Annotated in this window: 22 protein-coding genes and 1 tRNA gene; 11 read left to right on the top strand and 12 right to left on the bottom strand. The window is 72.3% G+C overall.

What is annotated here, in order from left to right:
* The first annotated feature begins 86 nt into the window (after positions 1-86).
* Positions 87-159: transfer RNA gene (locus DEI97_RS13140), tRNA-Arg, on the top strand.
* A gap of 118 nt (positions 160-277) precedes the next feature.
* Here DEI97_RS13140 and DEI97_RS13135 read toward each other — a convergent pair.
* The 8 genes from DEI97_RS13135 to DEI97_RS13100 all read right to left on the bottom strand — a co-directional run bounded on the left by DEI97_RS13135 (position 278) and on the right by DEI97_RS13100 (position 8,175).
* Complete coding sequence (locus DEI97_RS13135; protein ID WP_111074607.1) at positions 278-733, bottom strand: anthrone oxygenase family protein; 456 nt, start codon at positions 731-733, stop codon at positions 278-280.
* Between the two features lie 173 nt (positions 734-906).
* Complete coding sequence (locus tag DEI97_RS13130) at positions 907-1,485, bottom strand: pyridoxine/pyridoxamine 5'-phosphate oxidase (protein WP_146248125.1); 579 nt, start codon at positions 1,483-1,485, stop codon at positions 907-909.
* A gap of 20 nt (positions 1,486-1,505) precedes the next feature.
* Positions 1,506-2,318: a creatininase family protein gene (locus DEI97_RS13125; protein WP_111074609.1), complete on the bottom strand. Its 813-nt coding sequence runs from the start codon at positions 2,316-2,318 to the stop codon at positions 1,506-1,508.
* Complete coding sequence (locus DEI97_RS13120; RefSeq protein ID WP_111074610.1) at positions 2,315-3,709, bottom strand: FAD-binding oxidoreductase; 1,395 nt, start codon at positions 3,707-3,709, stop codon at positions 2,315-2,317. Before DEI97_RS13120 ends, DEI97_RS13125 begins: the two co-directional genes overlap by 4 nt.
* Positions 3,710-3,877: 168 nt before the next feature.
* Positions 3,878-5,071 (bottom strand): substrate-binding domain-containing protein, encoded by a 1,194-nt coding sequence (locus tag DEI97_RS13115; RefSeq protein WP_111074611.1) that lies wholly within the window; start codon positions 5,069-5,071, stop codon positions 3,878-3,880.
* 121 nt (positions 5,072-5,192) lie between these two features.
* Complete coding sequence (locus tag DEI97_RS13110) at positions 5,193-6,062, bottom strand: ABC transporter permease (RefSeq protein WP_111074612.1); 870 nt, start codon at positions 6,060-6,062, stop codon at positions 5,193-5,195.
* Positions 6,062-6,829: an ABC transporter ATP-binding protein gene (locus DEI97_RS13105; protein ID WP_258376680.1), complete on the bottom strand. Its 768-nt coding sequence runs from the start codon at positions 6,827-6,829 to the stop codon at positions 6,062-6,064. Before DEI97_RS13105 ends, DEI97_RS13110 begins: the two co-directional genes overlap by 1 nt.
* Positions 6,830-6,864: 35 nt before the next feature.
* Positions 6,865-8,175 carry an amidohydrolase family protein gene (locus DEI97_RS13100; RefSeq protein ID WP_111074613.1) on the bottom strand — a complete coding sequence of 437 codons (1,311 nt, stop codon included), beginning with the start codon at positions 8,173-8,175 and terminating at the stop codon, positions 6,865-6,867.
* A 153-nt stretch (positions 8,176-8,328) separates the two neighbouring features.
* Between DEI97_RS13100 and DEI97_RS13095 the strand changes: the two genes are divergently transcribed.
* Entirely contained in the window at positions 8,329-8,961 is a 633-nt protein-coding gene (locus tag DEI97_RS13095) for a helix-turn-helix domain-containing protein (RefSeq protein WP_111074648.1), read from the top strand.
* The gene (locus DEI97_RS13090) at positions 8,958-9,965 is read left to right on the top strand and encodes a PDR/VanB family oxidoreductase (protein WP_258376681.1); all 1,008 of its coding nucleotides are present in this window, start codon (positions 8,958-8,960) and stop codon (positions 9,963-9,965) included. The genes DEI97_RS13095 and DEI97_RS13090 overlap by 4 nt, the downstream gene beginning before the upstream one ends.
* A gap of 16 nt (positions 9,966-9,981) precedes the next feature.
* Here the strand turns inward: DEI97_RS13090 and DEI97_RS13085 are convergent, their stop codons facing one another.
* On the bottom strand, positions 9,982-11,379 hold the full coding sequence (locus DEI97_RS13085) for an amidohydrolase family protein (RefSeq protein WP_111074614.1): 1,398 nt from the start codon (positions 11,377-11,379) through the stop codon (positions 9,982-9,984).
* A gap of 124 nt (positions 11,380-11,503) precedes the next feature.
* Between DEI97_RS13085 and DEI97_RS13080 the strand changes: the two genes are divergently transcribed.
* Both DEI97_RS13080 and DEI97_RS13075 read left to right on the top strand, forming a co-directional pair.
* Positions 11,504-12,802, top strand: a complete 1,299-nt coding sequence (locus DEI97_RS13080; protein WP_111074615.1) for an amidohydrolase family protein — start codon at positions 11,504-11,506, stop codon at positions 12,800-12,802.
* 191 nt (positions 12,803-12,993) lie between these two features.
* Positions 12,994-13,140 carry a hypothetical protein gene (locus tag DEI97_RS13075; protein WP_181439215.1) on the top strand — a complete coding sequence of 49 codons (147 nt, stop codon included), beginning with the start codon at positions 12,994-12,996 and terminating at the stop codon, positions 13,138-13,140.
* Positions 13,141-13,175: 35 nt separating this feature from the next.
* On the opposite strand, the gene DEI97_RS13070 is transcribed toward DEI97_RS13075, so the two are convergent.
* Both DEI97_RS13070 and DEI97_RS13065 read right to left on the bottom strand, forming a co-directional pair.
* Positions 13,176-13,400, bottom strand: a complete 225-nt coding sequence (locus tag DEI97_RS13070) for a PLDc N-terminal domain-containing protein (RefSeq protein ID WP_181439216.1) — start codon at positions 13,398-13,400, stop codon at positions 13,176-13,178.
* A gap of 171 nt (positions 13,401-13,571) precedes the next feature.
* Complete coding sequence (locus DEI97_RS13065) at positions 13,572-14,255, bottom strand: hypothetical protein (RefSeq protein WP_111076503.1); 684 nt, start codon at positions 14,253-14,255, stop codon at positions 13,572-13,574.
* A 350-nt stretch (positions 14,256-14,605) separates the two neighbouring features.
* Between DEI97_RS13065 and DEI97_RS13060 the strand changes: the two genes are divergently transcribed.
* The 4 genes from DEI97_RS13060 (at position 14,606) to DEI97_RS17740 (ending at position 16,408) form a co-directional block, all read left to right on the top strand.
* Positions 14,606-15,175: a manganese efflux pump MntP gene (locus tag DEI97_RS13060; protein WP_111074807.1), complete on the top strand. Its 570-nt coding sequence runs from the start codon at positions 14,606-14,608 to the stop codon at positions 15,173-15,175.
* A gap of 94 nt (positions 15,176-15,269) precedes the next feature.
* Positions 15,270-15,710: a hypothetical protein gene (locus DEI97_RS13055; protein ID WP_146248133.1), complete on the top strand. Its 441-nt coding sequence runs from the start codon at positions 15,270-15,272 to the stop codon at positions 15,708-15,710.
* A gap of 127 nt (positions 15,711-15,837) precedes the next feature.
* Positions 15,838-16,104 (top strand): hypothetical protein, encoded by a 267-nt coding sequence (locus DEI97_RS13050; RefSeq protein ID WP_284158275.1) that lies wholly within the window; start codon positions 15,838-15,840, stop codon positions 16,102-16,104.
* 34 nt (positions 16,105-16,138) lie between these two features.
* Positions 16,139-16,408: a GNAT family N-acetyltransferase gene (locus tag DEI97_RS17740; protein ID WP_349814972.1), complete on the top strand. Its 270-nt coding sequence runs from the start codon at positions 16,139-16,141 to the stop codon at positions 16,406-16,408.
* A gap of 104 nt (positions 16,409-16,512) precedes the next feature.
* Here DEI97_RS17740 and DEI97_RS13040 read toward each other — a convergent pair whose 3' ends face one another.
* Positions 16,513-17,133 (bottom strand): hypothetical protein, encoded by a 621-nt coding sequence (locus DEI97_RS13040; protein ID WP_181439229.1) that lies wholly within the window; start codon positions 17,131-17,133, stop codon positions 16,513-16,515.
* A gap of 144 nt (positions 17,134-17,277) precedes the next feature.
* Here DEI97_RS13040 and DEI97_RS13035 point away from each other — a divergent pair, with 144 nt between their 5' ends.
* A complete protein-coding gene (locus DEI97_RS13035; protein ID WP_111074805.1) occupies positions 17,278-17,961 on the top strand; it encodes a response regulator transcription factor in 684 nt (227 codons plus the stop codon).
* Positions 17,958-19,538, top strand: a complete 1,581-nt coding sequence (locus tag DEI97_RS13030) for a sensor histidine kinase (RefSeq protein WP_258376696.1) — start codon at positions 17,958-17,960, stop codon at positions 19,536-19,538. Before DEI97_RS13035 ends, DEI97_RS13030 begins: the two co-directional genes overlap by 4 nt.
* Positions 19,539-19,540: the final 2 nt, after the last annotated feature.

Raw genomic sequence — 19,540 nt, 5'->3', positions numbered from 1 at the left:
ACACGCCGAGCACGGCACGCTGGGGCGCTCGATTGGCGCTGCGCGGGGAGCTGTTGTAGAGTCTTCCACGGCTCGCAAGGGCCACTGCGCTCGTAGCTCAATGGATAGAGCATCTGACTACGGATCAGAAGGTTGGGGGTTCGAGTCCCTTCGAGCGCACAGCATGGCGGAAGCCCCGGAGATCATCTCCGGGGCTTTCGTCGTTCCACCCCGATGTCCCACGCGACGACGGGCCACGTCGGTCGGCCGTCGACCCGGACCGCGGACGTGCTTCGCTTCAGCCCACCAGCTGCACGAGCGCGACGACGAAGAGCACGAACGCGACGCCGGCAGCTGTGGATCGCAGGACGTCGATGCGTTCCCACCGCAGCACGACGCGCTTCCAGTCGGCCGGCGGGTGTTCCGGATCCCAGTCGTTCACGCGGATGTTGATCGGCACGGTGCCGAGGAACGACGCCAGGACGAACACCACCAGGGCCACCATCGCGGCGATCCGCCAACCGAGGCCGTCGTCGGCTCCGCTCAGCACGAGGACGGCGACGGACGCCAGGACGGCCGGCACCATCAGGATCGGGACGACGACCTTGAGGGACTTCACCAACGCGATCCGCGTGCGGAGATGGACCTCGTCGGGCAGCGTCGCCATCGCGGGTTGGACACCCCATCGCACGACGAACTCCTCACCGGCGAGCAGGCCCACGAGCACGAGTTGGACGACGAGCAGGACGTTCATCGGAGCCCCTGCGCGCCGCCGAGGCTGAGGGTGGTGAGACTGGACATGGTTCCTCCTGCGGTCGAGGACATCATCGTGTCCCGCGCCGCTCACGCGTCACTGACGCGGCACTCACGCGAGGCCGAGCGGCCCGGGGCCGAGCGACCCGAGGCCACGGCGGTCCGGTCCCGGGTTCAGCCTGGCCACACCTCGCTCCGCCAGCCCACGCCGGCGTCCCGCTCGTACGCCAGCCGGTTGCTCGGCCCGTCCGCCGCCCCACTCCAGAACAGCATCCGCAGCGGCGTCAGGGCGAACCCGCCCCAGGTCGGCGGTGGCGACAGCGGAGCGTCACCGTGCTCCCGCTCGAACGCCGCCCACCGGACCCGCCGGTCCGCCTCGGGCGCGACCGCCAGGTCGGTGTCGTTGATCCAGGCGAGCACCTGCAGGTAGCGGGAGCGCGCGTCGTAGGCGATCCGGGCCTCCTGGTCGGTGACCGGGGCGACGTCCCCGGTGACGGTCAGCTGCCGGGCCGCGTCCGGCCAGTGGATCGTGACGGAGGCCCGGGGCACGGCCGCCAGTTCGGCTGCCTTCCGGCTGCGGGTGTCGGTGTGGAAGTGCAGCCGCTGCCCGTCGAACGCGGACAGCAGGACGGTCCGGGTCGACGGGTAGCCGTCGAGGCCGATGGTGGCGAGCGTCATCGTCGGGGTGACGCCCGACCAGGTCGCCAGCAGCCACGAGGCGGCCAGCGCGAGCGGGTCGGATGGGCCCGACACCGCGCCCGAACCCGCGCCCGTCACCGCGGTCCGGCGGGGTCGAACCGGGCGACCTCGTGCAGGGAGGCCACCGCCTCGGCGAGCGAGTGCTGCCACAGCGCGGCCCCGTACGAGCGGGAGGCGCGACTCGCGTCCCCGACGACGCCGGCCGGCCCGAAGTCGTTGGACAACCAGCCGAAGGACACCGGTCCGCCGTTGAAGGCGATCTTCTCGAACTCCGCCAGGTGGTCCGGCACCCACCGCTCCGCGAGGCGCATGTCGACCAGGTCCGGCCGCAGGTGCAGGATCATCGACGTCTCGGCGGCCCCTCCGTGGATGCCGAAGCCGCGTTCGTCGGCGTCTTCGCCGTCCGGACCGGGTACGCGGGCCAGGGTCGGCATGAGGAACGTCTTCAGCCCGGTCTGCTTCCGGATCTCGCGCAGCGCGACCTGCAGCAGCGCCACGTTGCCGCCGTGCCCGTTCGCGAACACGAGCGTGCCGGCACCGGTCAGGGCGACGGCCCGGCCGATCTGCACCACGGTGTCGAACATCGTGTCGGCGTCGAGCCACACGGTGCCGGGTGCCCAGCTGTGCTCGTCGGACTTGGTGAACGCCAGGGTGGGCAGTTGCCAGACGTCGAGCCCCTCGGCTGCGGCCTGCTCGACCGCGGCGCCGCCGATGTGGTCGGCGAGCAGGAAGTCGGTCAGCAGCGGCAGGTGCGGGCCGTGGTGTTCGATCGCGCCGGTGGGCTGGACGACGATCGTGTCGGCGGTGAACCCTGCGGCGACGGCCGGGCCGGAGAGCTCGGCGAGCTTGCGGGTGCCGGTCCGCGCGCCGGTCGTGCCCGCGCTCACTTGCCGAACCCGGGGACGGCGGGCTGCGCGGACGCCGTGGACCCGCCGGACTGCACCAACGCCGGGTCGATGACGTGCCCCGGGTTGAGCAGCCCGTCCGGGTCGGTCTGCTGCTTCAGGGCGAGCAGTTCCTCTACCCCGTGGTCGACGTAGTACTGGTGCGGGCTGTGCACCCGGACGCCCAGGTCGCGGAGCGCGGGGTAGCCGGCGTAGACGTCCTCCGCCCCGGTGTAGGGCGCGGTGAGCATGCCGATCGGGCCGACGTGTGCCGCCTCGATGTGCAGCATCCCGCCCGGGTAGACGGCCTCGACCTCGGCGATCCGGTCGATCAGCGCCTCGCCGCCGACCTCGACGTGGAAGTACTCGGTGTCGGGGGTGTTCCGCTTCAGCCACCAGATCGGGTGGTTGTAGGACAGCATCGACACCTTCGTGGTCTGCTGCAGCCCCTCGCGGACGTCCTCGACCGTGCCGCCGGCCAGGCCGATCAGGTCGCGGGCCTCGTCGAGCGTGACGGCGTCGATGATGCCGCGGAGGCTCGCCCGGCCCGCGACGATGGCGGCATCGGTCGGCAGGGTGGCGGCGACCTCCGCCCGGTCGGCGCTGACCAGGCGCGGCACCGGGTCCAGGCCGCGCAGGGTGCGGACGGCCGCGAGGGCCTGCTCGAAGCTCGGGAACGACGCGTACACGGCTCGCCAGTCCTGTAGCGGTTCGAGCCGGACGGTCGCGCGGGCGATGACGCCGGCGGTGCCGTAGGTGTGCACGAAGGGCTGGGCGGCGTCGCCCTCGACGTGGTGCAGGCCGGGCTCGCCGGGCAGCGCGATGTCGAGCGCGGTCACGAAGCCCTGCCAGTTCGACCCGTGCGCGATCGACCCGGTGCCGCCGGAGCCGCCGGACAGGAACCCGCCGATCGTCGACTGCGCGGTGGACGGGTACATCCAGAGCTGCTGGCCGGCTGCTGCTGCCGCCTGCTCGAGGGCGACCATCGAGGTGCCGGACTCGGCGGTGATCCAGCCGTCGCCGACCTCGACGACCGCGCGGGCCCGGGAGGTGTCGAGGACCAGCCCGCCGTGCAGCGGGATGCCCTGGCCGTAGTTGCCGGTGCCCTTGCCGCGGGTGGTGACGGGGACGCCGTGTCGGACGGCCGCGTGCAGGGTCGCCGCGATCTCGTCGGCGGACGCGGGGGAGGCGACGAGGTCGGCAAGTCCGAGCGGCAGCTGTTCGCTGAGGATCGGGCTCATCGTGGCCTCGTCGACCGAGGCGCGCTCGCGGGTGCGCTGGTCCGTGCTGACCCCGCGCTCGCCGAGCAGGTCGACGAGTTCGGCGCGGAGGGCCTCGAGTGCGGCGGGCGGGACCGGGGTGGTGGGCACGGCGGTGGGGGTGACGGTGGTCATGCGGGCTCCTGCTGCGTGGGAGGTGGGGAGACGGCGGACGGGAGGCTCCCCACCGGCACGGCCGGCGGGTCGCTGGCGCGACCCGCCGGAACCGGCGGTGTGGGCCCAGGGGCGGTCGTGCACCGCGCCTCCCGTCCGGTGGGTGGTCGGCCGGGCCGACCGGCGCGCTCAGAAGCCGAGCGAGACCTTCTTGTCCAGGAACTCGTTCGTGTACAGGTCGGCGGCCTGCAGCCCGGACTTCACGTCCCCGCCGTCGCCGGCGAAGACCGGGGTGGCCTTCTCGATGAAGTCGGTGACGCGCTTCTCGTCGAGGTCCCCGACGTAGCCGTTGTCGCCGTCGGTCGCGATGCCGAGCGACTTCATCTGCTTCGCGGCGAACGCGCCGACCTTCGAGTCGTACGTCCAGCCGTTGTTGTACTGCTGCACGAGCTGCGTGATCAGGTCGTTGGTGGCGCCGGGGGACTTCAGGTAGTCGACGTCCGCCTGCTGCATCACGGGCACGAGCTGCTTCAGGCACGGCGACAGCTTGGACAGTTCACCGGTGCGGACCGACATCGTCTCGGGGTACGGGTTCCAGCCGGTGCTCGAGACGAGCTTGTACGCGACCTTCTTGCCCCAGGCGGCGACCTGGTTCTGGTAGATGTACGGCTCGGCGGTGGCGAAGCCCTGCTGCGCGTCCTTGCCGCCCGCGGAGACGAACTTCGCCGGGGTGCCGTCGTAGCTGCCGTCGAGGATGCTCTTCGGCAGGATGCCCGCCGACTCCAGGTACGACATGTACGAGGCGCCGTTGAAGTACCGGACGACGCCCTTCTTCTTCTCGAGCTCCTTGCCGAGGTCCTTGATGCTGTCGACGTCCTTGTACTTCGACGGGTCGTACATGATCACGAACGGGGACTGGTCGTTCTCGGCGAACACCGCGGTGGTGGGCAGCTTGCCGGAGAACTGCACGGCCTCGTCGGTGGAGACGTAGCCGAGGGTGATCGACTTGTCCTGGTACATCTGCGAGCTGACCTTCGAGTAGCCGATGGCCGGGCCGCCGGCACGGATCTCGAGCTTCACCCCGGTCGGCTTGCCGTTCGCGTACAGGTCGCCGGTGACGGTCTTGCCGGAGGCGTCGATCGTCGGGTTCGGGCCGAGCATCTGGTACAGGTGGCCGTGCTCGCCCTCCGGGTTCCAGTCGGTCTGGACGACCACGGTCGCGGGGCAGGTGCCGGACAGGTCGACCTTCGGGCCGGTCGCCGTGGCGGCGCTGGCGGCCGTGGTGCTGCTGCCGCTCGCCGAGCCGCTCGCGCAGCCGGTGAGGGCGATCGCGGTGACGGTGAGGGCGGCGGTGACAGCGCCGATTCGGGTGGTGGTGCGCATGGAGGCTCCGTTCGTGGTGCGGGTCTCGTGGTGCTGGGGGTGGGTGCTGTGGGAAGGGAGGAGCGGGGTCGCGGTGCGTTCCGCGGCGACCGGGCGCCGGCGTCTGGCCGCGGTGCCGGCGTCAGCCGAAGTCGTGCCAGCGGCCGACGGCCAGGCGGCCGAGCAGGCCGAAGACCAGGAACACCACGACGCCGTAGAGCGAGGCGATGATGATGGTCGCGTAGAGCTCGGGTCCCATCAGTCGGGACGCGGTGACCTGGATGAGGACGCCCAGGCCCGGGTTGCCACGCTGGAAGAACTGGTCGCCGACGATCGCGCCGATCACCGACAGACCGGCCGAGGTCCGCAGGCCGACGAAGATCGACGGCAGCGCCGCGGGGACCTGCAGCTTCACCAGTCGGGCGAGGCGGCTGGAGCGCTGCAGCCGGAAGAGCTCGTGCTGCGCCCGGTCGGCGGACTGCAGCCCGAACAGCGTGTTCGACACCATCGGGAACAGGGCGATCATCACCGTGACGATGACCCGGCTGGTGAACTCGTAGCCGAACAGGGCACCGATCAGCGGCACGAGCGCCAGGATCGGCACGCACTGCAGCACCACCGCGTAGGGGTAGAGCGAGTTCTCGAGCCACTTCGCCTGCGCCATCGCCATCGCCCAGAGGACCCCGATGACGATCGCGAACGCCAGCCCGGTCAGCGACACGACGGTGGTCCGTCCGAGTGCCGTCCACAGATCGTGGCCGAAGGTCGAGGGGGCGCCGTTCATCCCGGTCGGGGCGACGATCGCCGTGAGCACCAGGTGCGGGTACGGCACGAGGAACGCCAGGCTCCGGACGTGGTCGTAGTAGTACGCGGCGGCGTACCAGACGGCGACGAGCACGGCGAGGACGACGACGGGCTGCCACCAGGTGACCGAGCGGCGGGTGCGGGTCGAGGACCGGCGGGCGGCGGTGCGCGCGGTACGGGCCTCGGCGACCTCCTGCAGCGTGACCATCAGCGGTGTCCTTCCCGGAGTGCGTGCGAGACCTCGCCGACCAGTTCGGCGAACTCGGGGGTGAAGCGGATGTCCGGGTCGCGTGGCATCGGGAAGGGCACGTCGAACCGGCCGACGATGCTGCCCGGTCGGCCCGACATGACGATGACCTCGGTGGACAGGTAGACGGCCTCAGACACCGAGTGGGTGATGAACAGGCCGGCGAACTGCTGCTCCACGAACAGCCGCAGCAGTTCGTCGTTGAGGCGTTCGCGGGTGATCTCGTCCAGGGCGCCGAACGGCTCGTCGAACAGGAACAGCTCCGGGTCGAGGGTCAGCGACCGGGCGAGCGAGACGCGCATCCGCATGCCGCCGGACAGCTGCTTCGGCAGGTTCGCCTCGAAGCCGTTCAGACCGACCAGGTCGATCGCGTGCTTCGCCTTCGCGGCCCGTTCGGCCTTGGGCACGTGCCCGAGTTCGGCGAGCAGTTCGACGTTCCCCTGCACGCTCCGCCACGGCAGGAGCGTGGCGTCCTGGAAGACGTAGCCGATCCGGTCGGCGGCGACCCCGGCGGTGCCGTCGGACGCGGTCTCGAGCCCGGAGGCGATCCGGAGCAGCGTCGACTTGCCGCAGCCGGACGGTCCGACGACCGAGACGAACTGGCCGCGGTCCACGGTCAGGTCGACGCCCTGCAGGGCGATGGTGCCGTTCGGGAACGTCATCTCGACGTTCCGGAAGTCGAGCAGCGTGTCCGTCGCGGTGACGGGGGCTGGTGCGGTGGTGGTCACGGCTACCTCGTGTTCTCGTGCATGGTCGTGCGCGGTCAGGGAACGGGGACGGTTGCGGGCTCGGGCACAGTGACCCGGGCGCAGGGGCGAGCCGGTGCGTCTCGGGCCGGGGCGGCGACGGTGCGGTGCATCTCGGTGCGGGCGACGAGTCGCCCGCGGGACAGGACGATGCGGTCGGCGGGGGCGTTCGCCACGGCGTCGGTGACGCTGGTCGCGGCGATCGCGAGCAGGTCGGCGCGCGCCCCGACGACGGGACCGGCGGCCGGGAGGCCCATCACGCTCCGGGCGGTGTCGCTCACCATCGCGTACGCCTGGTCCGGCGTCAGGTGCCCCGCGGTCACGAGCAGCGACGCGGTCTCGAGGGCGTCGCTCCGGCCGACGGGGTTGAACGGGTCGCGGACGTTGTCGGCGCCGGCCGCCACCCGGACGCCGGCGTCGAGGAGTGCCTGGATCGCGGTGAGGCCCCGCGGGGTCGACACCGGGTGCTGCCAGCCCTGCAGGTACAGGTTCGTGATCGGCAGGGTGATGACGCCGATGTCCGCCGCGACGACGTCGGCCACCACCTGGGCCAGGCGGTCCGCGTCCATCGTGCCGAGGCGGACGCAGTGCCCGGCGGAGTACTGACGGTCGCGCGGCCAGTCCCGGACGGCCCGGGCGTAGTGGTCGAGGGTGACCGGTCCGTCCAGGCTCTCGTCGGCGTGCAGGTCGACCCCGAGGCCGCGGCGCCGGGCGATCGCGAGCAGCCGGTCGACGTCGGCCAGGGGGTCCTCGGCGAGGTGCGGGGCGCCGCCGACCAGGTCCACGCCGAGGTCCAGGACCGCCTCGACGTGCTCGTCGGGAGCGAGGGGGCCGGCGAGGGCGACGAGTTCGATGTCCATCAGGTGGGCCAGCTCGTCCCGGACCTGCACGAGGGCCTGGGCGCCGCGGACGGCCTCGGCGACGGTGCCGGTCCCGCCGTGGCTGAGGATGTCGACGTGGGTGCGGACCGCGGTGGTGCCGGCGGACAGCAGGGCGAGGGCCGCGGTCCGGGCGCGGTCGGCGATCTCGTCGACGGACATCGTCGTGGCGTACGCGGCCCAGGCGGCGATGGCCGAGCCGAGGTCGCCGAGCGGCGGGTCGATCCGGTCGGCGCTGAGGGCCTTGTCGAGGTGGGCGTGGGGTTCGGCCGGGGCGGCGAGGAGCAGGCGGCCGTCGAGCTCGAGGGTGCTCGCGGACGGTGCCCGGAGTGTGCCGGCGGGGGCGACCTCGGTGACGGTGTCGCCGGTGACCGCGACGTCGACCAGACGGCCGTCGGCCAGGAGCGCGGACCGCAGGAGGGTGATCGGGCGGGGCAGCGACGAGTCCATGGGGCCCTCTCGATCGTGTGTGAGAATGTTGATCGCATCAACATCCACGATGCTAGGTGGGCCGTGTTTCCCACCCGTTTCGCTCCGGTTGCCGGCTGTGACGAGATGGACCACACGGAACGCCCGGCCCGTCCGGACCACGATCGGAGCGCGATGCACACCGAACTCCTGCCCGAGCGCGACCTGCCCGTCGCCGACCGGGTCGTCGACGAGCAGGCCCGTCTCGTCGGCGAGCACATCCGGGCGCTGCGCCGTTCGTCGCGTCTGACGCTCGTGCAGCTCGCCGAACGGACCGGGCTGTCGCACCCGTTCCTCAGCCAGGTGGAGCGCGGACACTCGCGGGCGAGCATGGTCTCGCTCGAGAAGATCGCCGCCGCGCTCGACACCACGCAGGTCGCCCTCCTCGCCGCCGGGGCCCCGGTCCGCGACGAGCCCGACGACCGGCGCCCCGAGGTGCTCCGTTCCGGCGAGGGTGCCCGCGGGCCGTTCTCCAGCGGCGAGGCCCGGCTGCTCGTGCACGCCGGCCCGCACGCCTTCGAGCCGCTCGAGTGGAAGGGCGACAACACCGAACCGGGGGAGTACTTCGAGCACCGCGAGGACGAGTTCCTCACCGTGCTCGCCGGGGACGTCCTGCTCGACCTCCGCGGCCAGGACGTCGTCCGGCTCGGGCCCGGCGACTCGGCGTACTACCGCGGTGGCACCGGGCACCGCTGGTGCAGTGCCGACGGCAGCGCGTTCCACATGATCGTCGTCAAGGAGACCCCGCGGGCCGGAGCGGCATCATGAGCGGGCCCGGCATCTCGAACGGCATCGGGTTCACGAACCGCGCTGGCACAACGAACGGTGCGGAGGCCCGGCACCGGATGCGCATCGCCGACCGGCAGCGGGTGGCCGAGGACGTCGTCACGCTCGACCTCGCCCCCGTCGACGGTGGTGCCCTGCCTGACTGGGAGCCCGGCGCCCACGTGGACCTCGAGGTCGTGCCCGGCACCGAACGCCAGTACTCGCTCGTCACCACCACCCCGGACGGGCACTGGCGGGTGGCGGTCCTCCGCGAAGCCGGTGGTCGGGGCGGGTCCGTCGCCGTGCATGACACCCTGCGGATCGGCGACGAGGTCCTGGTCGGCGGCCCGCGCAACCACTTCGGCTTCGACCCCGACCGGCCCGCTGTCTTCGTCGCCGGCGGCATCGGGATCACCCCGATCCGCGCGATGATCGCCGCCGCCGAGCAGGCCGGGACGCCGTGGGAGCTGCACTACGCCGGGCGCTCCCGCGACCGGATGGCGTTCGCCGACGAGCTCCTGGCCGCGCACCCCGACCGGGTCGTCCTCGCCGCGGCCGACCAGGCGCCCCGGTTGAACGTGGTCGGGCTGCTCGCCGAACCGCGGGACGCCGTCGTCTACTGCTGCGGTCCGCGGGGTCTCATGGACGCCGTCGAAGCCGCCGCCGCGCACTGGCCGGCCGGCAGCGTCCGCGTCGAGCGCTTCGAACCGGCCGCCGACGTGGACGCCCCGGGGGAGTCCTTCGAGGTCGAGCTCACCCTGACCGGCACGACCGTCACGGTCCCTGCCGACCGGTCCCTGCTCGAGGTCGCGGAGGACGCCGGGGCCTTCGTCCTGTCGTCCTGCCGCGAGGGCACCTGCGGCACGTGCGAGACCCCCGTCCTCGAGGGCGCGGTCGACCACCGGGACACCGTGCTCAGCCCCGCCGAGCAGGCCGACGACCGCACCATGATGGTCTGCGTCTCCCGCGCGGCGGCCGGCTGCCCCCGGTTGGTGCTCGAGCTCTGACCTGGCGTCGCCGGGCCTACGGCCGTTCGGTGTCGTCGAGCGGCCCGCCGGTCAGCGCCGACAGGCGCTCGAGCCCAGCCTGCTCGACGAGCTGGCGAGCCAACGGACGGGCGCGAGCCACCGCCTCCCGGACGTCGACGCGGGTGACCTCGAAGTCGGCCAGGCTCAGCTCGCCGTCGACCCAGACGTCCTTCACCTCGCGGCTGCCGGCCACGAACACGACCGCCTGGAACGGGTCGTGGACGTTCGCGAGCGTCGGGCTCTCACCGTCGAACACCACCAGATCGGCGCGCTTGCCGGGCTCCAGCGATCCGATCTCCGCCTCCATCCGCAGTGCTCGGGCGCCGCCGATCGTACCCATCTCGAACGCCTCCCGGGCGCTCATCGCGGTCGCCTGCAGGTCGCGGATGCGGGCCAGGATCGCCGCGGTCTTCATCGCCTGCAGGAAGTCCTGCGAGTCGTTCGACGCCGGGCCGTCCACCCCGATGCCGACCGGGATCCCGAGGGCCCGCAGCTCCGCGACCGGTGCGATGCCGCTCGCCAGGATGCCGTTCGCCACCGGGTTGTGCGCGACGCCGACACTGTTCGCCGCGTAGGTCTCGCGGTCCTGACGGTCCATCCAGACGCTGTGCGCGGCGATCACCGGCACGCGGAACATGCCCGTCGCCTCGGCGTGCCCGACGACGGTCCTGCCGGTGCGCTGGCGTGCGGCAGTGACCTCTTCGCGGACCTCGTGCACGTGCACGTGGATGCCGTGGCCGCCGTCGACCGCGTAGTCGATGTGCTCCTGCCACGCGGCGTCCGAGTACCGGCCGATCGAGGACATCCCGACCCGGAACGTGCTGTACCGGCTGGCGTCGGCGGCCTCGCGCAGGGCGTCGAACTCCTCCAGGATCGGCGCCGGACCGAATCCGCGGTCGACGTCCCCGGAGCCGAACGACACGACGCCGCGGAGCCCGAGCTCCTCGAGCGCCTGGACGACACCCGGCGTCGCCGGCTCGTCGGCGATCGGGTCCGAGCAGAACATGTCGTTCGCCGTCGTCACCCCGCTCCGGAGCATCTGGATGCCCTGCAGCATCGTGCCCGCGTACGCCTTGTCCCGCGTCATCACCGGGTTGACGTGCGAGATCAGGGCGTTCAGCCACTCCCACAGCGTGTACTGCGAGCCGATGCCCGTGATGAGGCCCTCGCTGAAGTGCCCGTGCGTGTTCACGAAGCCCGGGGTGACGATGTCGTTCGCCCCACCGCGGACCGTCGCGTCCGGGTTCGCTGCCGACAGCTCGGCGAACGACCCGACCGCGGCGACCCGGTCGCCGTCGAGCAGCACCGCGCCGTCCCGGATCGCGGACGGGGTGGTGGAGGCGTCGGGGGCGGCGGTCAGTACCCACCCGCCGCGGATCAGGGTCTGGGTCATGTCCGGGACCCTAGGGACCCCGTGTTTCGCGGGTGTTCCCGGCCGGTTTCCCGCGAACGCGGGGCGTCCCTCCCGGAACGTCCGGCGTCACGCGCCCGAAACAGCGCCCTGCTACAAACTCCCCATGCTGACCGTCACCGGTGCCCTCCGCGTCCTCGTCGACCCCCGCACCGAACGCGACGGCGACGTGGTCGTCGACGACGGCAGCAGTGTCGCGTCCACCCTCGACGCCTCGGGCTGTGTCGTCACCGCCGGACTCGTCAACGCCCACCACCACCTGCTGCAGACCGCGTTCCGCACGCTCCCCGGCACGCGCGGGGTGCCGATGGCGGACTGGCTCCCCACGATGGCGCAGGCGTACGGAGCAGCGAGTCACGACCCCGAGCTGTACGGGGCGTCGGCGGCGGTCGGAGCCGCGGAGGGCCTCCTGTCCGGCGTCACGACCATCTCCGACCACCACCTGAACTGGCCGACCGGGGCGAACCCCGACGAGACCGTCGCGCTCGCCGCGGCGACCGTCGACGCTGTCCGCGGGCTCGGCGGCCGGCTCGTCTTCGTCCGGGGGAGCGCGCGCGACGACCCGTCGCGGGCGGCGGCGTCGGCCGACGCGATCGTCCGGGCACTGCTGCACGAAGAGGCGGTCGGCGGCACCGACCCGGACGGCCGGCTGCAGATCGCCGTCGGGCCCGCGGGTGTGCACTCCGACGGTGAGGCGACGTTCCGGGCGCTCGGCGATGTCGCCGCGGAGCACGGCCTCCGTCGGCGGACCCAGGCGAACGAGCAGGTCGACACCGCCATCGCGCTGGAGCGGTACGGGCGTCGGCCGCTCGACCTGCTCGAGGAGTGGGGCTGGCTCGCACCGGACGTGACCGTCGCGCACCTCTGCGACGTCACCGACGACGAGATCGGGCGCCTCGCTGCCGCCGGGGTCACCGCAACCCACGCACCGGGCTGCGACGTGCCGATGGGCTGGGGGATCGCGCCCGTCGCCCGGCTCGCCGCCGCGGGCGTGCCGGTCGGCCTCGGCACCAGCGGGGGCGGCAGCAACGACGCCGGACACCTGCTCGCCGACGCGCGGCTCGCGATGCAGGTCTCTGCGTTGGTCGGACCGCAGCTACCGGCACGTCAGGTGCTCGGCATGGCGACCGAGGGGTCCGCGATCGGGCTCGGGCGGCCGGAACTCGGTCACCTCGGGGCCGGTTCGGCGGGCGACCTCTGCGTCTGGGACGTGTCCGGTGTCGCGGACGCCGGAGTCGCGGACCCGGTCGCCGGACTGCTCTGGGCGTCGCCGGGGCGGCGGCCGAAGCACGTCGTCGTCGGTGGGCGCGCGGTGGTGCGGGACGGGAGGCTCGTCACGGCTGATGAGGGCGAGCTGGCGGCCCGGCTGCGGGAGCGGCTGGCGCGGGGGCGCGCGCGTCCGTGAGACGCGGCTGGCTCCGCGAGACGCCGTCCTTGTGCCGAGACGCCCCCGTCTCCGTGAGACGCCGCCCTTGTGCTGAGACGCCGCCGGGTTCCGCGGTGTCTCGGGATCGGGAGGGCGTCGACCACTGACGGGCGTGTCTCGACGCGGGCTCGGTCGCCGGGGTACGGTTCGCAGAACGAGGGAGGACCGTCATGCGGATCCTGGGGAACGTGGTTCGCGGGTTGCTCTTCGCGATCGAGTCGGTGGCGAAGACGATCGGCGCGATGTCCGGAGCGCACACGCACGACCTGGACGGACAGCGGAAGCTCTACGAACAGCGGCCCGACTACCGTCCCTGAACGGCGGTCGGCGCGCCCGGGTCAGGACGCGCCGGTCAGCGCGCCCGGTTCAGCCGGTCGGCGAGACGTCCGAGCGCCCAGTTGAGCAGGAAGCCCAGCGCGCCGAGGACCGGCAGCGCGATGACGACCACGGTCCAGACGACCTTCGCCAGCTGCGAGCGGGTCCGGTCACGCCAGAGCACCACCAGTGCGCCGACCTCGAGCAGCACGATCACGAGCAGGACGGCGATGTGCCCGCCGCCGAGAGTGTCCTGGAACACGTCCCCACCTTCCCCGGAGCACGCGGTCGCGCCCCGTTGCGGAGTGTAGCGGTGTCGTGGTGCCGGCCAGCGCCTCCCGGCATGGCGGCGGGGACGCAAGAACGCCGCTCCGGTGTGTGCCGGGGCGGCGTTCTCGTGGTGTTGCTGGTGCGTTCGGTGACGCGCCGGGTGTTACTTGATCTGGGCGGTGATGGTGGCGGTGCCGACGAGCAGGCCGCCCTTGACGGCGTCGGTCTTGAAGGTGCTGTTGAGCAGCTTCGCGGCGTCGTCGGAGATGTGGACGGTGGTGCCGGTGAGGATCGCGTTGTCGCCCTCGAGCTGGAGCGGCTTCAGCGTCCCGCCGTGGAGGGAGAAGAGGTAGGCGTTGGCGACGGCGACCTTGCCGTTGACGAGGACGTCACCGGAGAGCTTCGAGGAGCCCGGGTTCACGACGAAGTTCTCGAGCGTGACGGTGGTGTCGCCGGCCTTGAGGGTCAGGCCGGAGTCGTCGTGGTTCAGCAGGCCCTGCACGTAGGGGCGGTACTTGCCGTCCGGGCTCCAGTAGGTGACCGAGCCGGAGGTGATCGGGAACGACACGGCGCCGTCGGCGAGCTTGGCGTTGCCGGAGACACCCGGGGTCAGCTTCAGCGAGGTGAGGGCGTCGGTGAAGCCCTTGTCGAGGGCGACGGAGGTGTTGCCGCCGAGGACCTCGGGGACCGAGGCGACCGGTGCGGGGATCTTCGACGCGGAGCTGGAGGAGACGGTGTGCACGGTCGGGGTGGAGGCGTTGGCGGCGGTGATGCCGAAGCCGGCACCGCCCAGGACGATCGCGCCGGCGGTGGCGAGGGTGATCGTGTTCTTCAGGGACTTGCGCATGTCTTCATTCCTTTGCTTGAACGCGCTCGGCGCGGTTGGTGACAGCGCGCCGAACACACCCCGGCGGTGGGGGTGGAGAACCAGCGGTGAGCTGCTGGTGAGCGCTTGCGGGTGTTTCCCGGCTTGTGACAGTGATTCGGGGCCGGTCGCGAACCGGTTTGGGTCGGTTTGTCCTCGTTACCGTTCTGTGACACACCGGGTTCTCGGGGCGGGCCGTCGAACGCTCGAATTCGTCGTCCCGAATCCCTCTGATCAGGCCTTTTTCGCTCCGGACGACGTTCGCGACATGGCAGGATCGACGAGTTCCGAGACGACGGTGTCTCCGCTGTCATCTCGAAAGGCGCCACCCCATGTCGTTCTGGGCCCTCTTCCTCATCGCGCTCGGCGTCTCCGCCGACGCCTTCGCCGTCGCGCTCGGCAAGGGCCTGCACATGAAGCGGTTCAACGTCCGGCAGGCCGTGGTGATCTCGATTGTCTTCGGTCTGTTCCAGGCGCTGATGCCGTTGCTCGGCTGGCTGCTCGGCACGACGTTCGCCCGGTCGATCGCCGCCTACGACCACTGGGTGGCGTTCGGGCTGCTCGCGCTCGTGGGCGGCAAGATGCTGTGGGAGGCGTTCCGCGGGCACGAGGACACCGACGAGGACACCGACCGGCTGCGCATCCGTGAGCTGCTGGTGCTGGCCATCGCGACGAGCATCGACGCCCTCGCGGTCGGCGTCACGCTGGCGTTCCTGCCGGTGTCGATCGGGTGGGCGGTCCTGCTCATCGGCATCACGACCGCGGTCCTGAGCTTCGTCGGCGTCGCCGTCGGCCGCCGGGTCGGCGCCCGCTTCGGAAAGCCGGCCGAGATCGCCGGCGGTGTGGTGCTCATCCTCATCGGAGTGCAGGTCGTCCTCGAGCACACCGGTGTCCTCGGCTGAGGTCATCGGTCATCGGTCATCGGTCCTCGGACGGCTCCGGCGGCGATCCACTCGCGATCGAACTGGCCTTGCCTGTCCATGCGAGGATCAGGCCGTGACTCGTGGGGACACCGACGGAAGCGGACGCACCGGGGCGGGACCGTGGCCGCATGTGCTGCTGGCAGCTGCAGTCGGCGCCGTCGCCGCCCAGTTCACCCACGGCGGTGCCGTCGCCGTTCTGCTGACGGGCTTGCCGGGCTTGGTGGTGCTCGTGATGGTCACGGTGGTGACCGGAGGCGCCCTCGCTGTGTGCGCGGTCCTCGGTACGGGTGCGCGGAAGTTCGCTTGGCTCGGAACCACGGCGCTTCTCGTGGTCCCCGCGGTACTCGTCGTCGACGCCGTCCTCTTCATGCGAGCCGGACCGAGCGATTCCCCCGACGGCGGCTTGTCACCGTCGCCGCTGCTGTGGGTGATCGGCGCGGTGCTGGCGGCCGTGCCTGCTCTGCTGGTGCATGTGTCCCGTACTGGCAGGGCCCCTGACGTTCGGGACGATTGACACCGGAAGACCGACGCGCTCGATCGCCACCGTTGCGGCGAGACATGCAGACAAAGCAGACAGGCAGACAGCCCACTCGATCGGGAGAGGGCTGGCCCTGAGCTCACCAGGCTGCGATCCTGACGGGGTGCCCTCGCCTCAGGAGAAGTCGCCTCGCATCGGAGCGGTCCGAGCTCGAGCGGCAGCACTGTGGTGGCGACTCAACGATGCTGCGGCGACGCTGTACGTCGGAGCAGCGTCCTTGATCGGATTCGAGGCCCTGGCCCTCGTGCTCGGTTTCACGACTGCCTGGCCGATCTTCATCCCCGCCGCTGTCGGCCTCCTCGGCGTGATCTACGTCTGCCGACGCTGGCTCAAGGTCGCGCTCCGAGGCCTGCACCGTCAGCGTCGTTAGCTCCCGGCTCTGGCTCCGAACAGTTGATCGGCTCCTGGGCAGGCGGAAGCGGGACACCTGCGAACCCGAGCTGGCTTTCGAGCTCCTGCAACAGTTCTGGGGTCAAGGGTTCGCGACCGAAGCATCACGAGTGATCGTCGGTCGCGCCGTGGTGGTCGGCCACGATCACTTGGCCGCGACGGTTCGCGAGTGGATGACGGTATCGCTCAACGTGCTCGACGAACTCGGGTTCGTCTCCACCGGCGAGCGGGAACGGGACGCTGTGCACGGCGATTCGCTCCTGCTCCGCTTGCCGCTTCGATGACGGAATCCGTCGTCAGGGAGACGATCCACGACCGCGAGGCGTCCTGAGCGGCCGGGAGGCGCGGTGCGGGTCGGACCCGCACCGCGCCTCCCGGCCGGGTCACGTCAGGAACCGGACGTCGGTGCGTCGGTCGGGGCACCGGTGGGCGCGTCACCCGGGGTGGGTGGGGTCGGCGCCGAGCCGTCCGTCGCCGGGGGAGTCGGCGCATTGCCGTCGGCCTTCGGCGGTGTGGGCGCCTTGCCGTCGGCCTTCGGTGCTGCTCCGTCGGGACCGCACGTGGCGGCTCCGCCGGCCGGACCGGCTCCGGGGCCGGCTCCCGGCCCGGCTGCCGGACCACCGGCGGGACCACCTGCCGGGCCGCCGGCGGCACCACCGGCTGCGCCCGGACCTGCGGGTGCACCGCTCGGCGCTCCCGTCGGCGCACCGGTGGGTGCCCCGGACGGTGCTCCGCTCGGCGCCCCCGTCGGCGCGGTGACGCTGTTGTTCCCACCGTCACCCGGACCGGCAGCCATCGCCGCGGTGACGCCGACCCCGCCGAGGACGAGGGTGGCGGCGACCGCGGCACCGATGCCCGCGCGGCGGGCGAAGCGTCGTCGGCCGGCGGCGCGGTCAGCTGCGGGGGCCGTGGTGGGCGCTGCGGCGAAGTGGTCCACCGGGTACTGCTCCGTGGGCTGGTCGTTCTGGTTGCGGTCGTCGTGGTCGTTGTGCTGGTTGCTCTGGTGCATCGGGGTGCTCCTCGTGGTCGTGACGAACCCGTCCGGCTCGCTGTGGACCACGCTGGAAGTCGTGTCTGAAGCAGAACTGAAGCACAGGCGTTGCCCAGGTCGTTCCATGCTCCTTGCTCGCAGTGGACGCCTACGGTTCCCGGCGTGACCCTCCCCGCCCGCGTCCTCGTCATCGACGACGATGAGTCCATCCGCACCGCCGTCGCCTCGAGCCTCCGAGCCGAGGGGTTCGCCGTGCGCACCGCCGGTGACGGCGACACCCTGGTCGACGACCTGGCCTCGGGCCGCCCCGACCTGGTGGTGCTCGACTGGATGCTGCCCGGGGCGAGCGGCATCGTGCTGGCTGCCCGGGTGCGGTCGGTGTCGGACGCGGCCGTGGTGATGATGACCGCGCGCGACGAGCTCGACGACCGGCTGCGGGGGTTCGCCGAAGGGGCCGACGACTACGTGGTGAAGCCGTTCGCGATGGCGGAGCTCGTGGCCCGGGTCACCGCGGTCCTGCGGCGGCGCGGGCGGATCCCGTCCGTGGTCGAGATCGGCGATCTCGTCGTCGATCCGGACGGTGCGACCGCCCGCCGTGGTGGTGCGCTGCTCGACCTGACCGCGACCGAGTTCCGATTGCTCTGCTTCCTGGCCGAGGGCCGTGGCCGAACCCTGTCGAAGGCGCAGATCCTGACGCAGGTGTGGGGGTACGACGACATCGACCCCAACATCGTCGAGGTGCACCTCAGCGCACTGCGGCGGAAGATGGAGGCGAACGGCCCGCGCCTCATCCACACGATCCGCGGGCTGGGCTACCGGATGAGCGCTGAGCGGGTCGCCGCGTGAACCGCCGACGCGTCGTGGTCGGCGACACCACGCAACCGCCCGCGACAGCCGCGCCGCCCGCGCTCCGCACCACGTCCCTCCGCCTGCGGACCGTCGTGGCGATCGTGCTCCTCCTGGCCGTCCTGCTCGGCGGGCTGTGCATCGCGGTGCAGGTCCTGCTCGGCGATCAGCTCCGCGCCCAGACCGTCGACCGGCTGCGCGACCGGGCGTCGGCGGCGGCGGCCCTCGTCGGGACCGTCGATGCCGACGACCTCGCCGACCGTCTTTCGATGCAGGGCCTGTCAGTGCGCATCGTGCAGCCCGACGGTGCCGAGGTGCAGGCCGGCCCGTCGCCCGAGCAGCTCCGCACCGGACCGCCCGACCCGGGGGACCTGCCCGCGCCGGGATCAGGCCCGGGCGCCGCTGCCGGGAACACCGGCACGGGCACCGGCGCCGGCCGCACCACGACCGGCAGCGCGGACGGCGCGTCCGTGGTGTCCTCGACGACCTCCGAGGACGACGGCGTCCTGACCCTCAGGTCACGGCTCGACGACGGCACGGTCCTGACGCTGACGACCGGCACGCGCGACGTCCAGTCCACTCTGGCGACGCTCGGCTGGGTGATGGGCGCTGCCTCCGCCGGGTTCCTCGTCGTCGCCGTCGTCGGTGTCACCCTCGTCGTCCGACGGGCGCTCCGACCGCTCGACGTCGTGACGTCGACCGCGATGTCGATCGCCGGCGGTGACCGTGGCCGGCGCCTCCGACCGCACCGGGACGACACCGAGATCGGCCGGGTCGCGACCGCGCTCGACACCATGCTCGACGCGGTCGAGGGGGCGGAGGACCAGGCTGTCCAGGCCGAGCTGCGCCTCCGGGCGTTCCTGTCCGATGCCGCTCACGAACTCCGCACCCCGGTCGCCGGTGTCCGGGCGGCCGCGGAGACGCTGATCCGCGCGGGCGTGCAGGGGGAGCAGCAGGAGCAGCTCGCGGTGCACGTCGTGCGGCAGGCGGGGCGCGCCTCCCGGCTCGTCGACGACATGCTCACGATGGCGCGGTTGGACCGTGGGATCGACCTCGACCGCCGCCCGGTGGACCTGGCCGCGTTCCTGATGGCCGAGGCGGAGCGGCTGGTCCTGCGGCTGCCGTCCGTGCACCTCGACGTCCGGGTGCCGGACCATCCGGTGCCGGCGCTGCTCGACGCGGACCGGATCGCCCAGGTGCTCGGCAACCTCGCCGACAACGCCGCCCGGGCGACCGGCGGAGACGGTCACCTGCTCCTCACGCTCCTGGCTGCCGACGGTGCGGACACCGCGGTGGTCCGACTCGAGGACGACGGCGTCGGCATCCCGACTGCCGACCGCGAGCGGGTCTTCGACCGACTCGTCCGCCTGAACGACGGACGCGAGGACCGGAGCGGCGGCGCCGGCCTCGGCCTGCCGATCGCGCGCGGGATCGCCCGGGCGTCCGGCGGCGAGCTGGTCGCGGCCGACCCGATCGTCCTGGACGGCGCGGCGTTCGTGCTCACCCTGCCGGTGTCCGGCGCGGGCGCTCCGGTACCGGACCACGGCCGGGAGGCGCGGCTCACCCCCGTCGGCTGAGG

Origin of the sequence: Curtobacterium sp. MCLR17_032, assembly GCF_003234795.2 — a bacterium.
GTDB lineage: Bacteria > Actinomycetota > Actinomycetes > Actinomycetales > Microbacteriaceae > Curtobacterium.
This window is presented reverse-complemented; position numbering and strand designations above follow the sequence as displayed.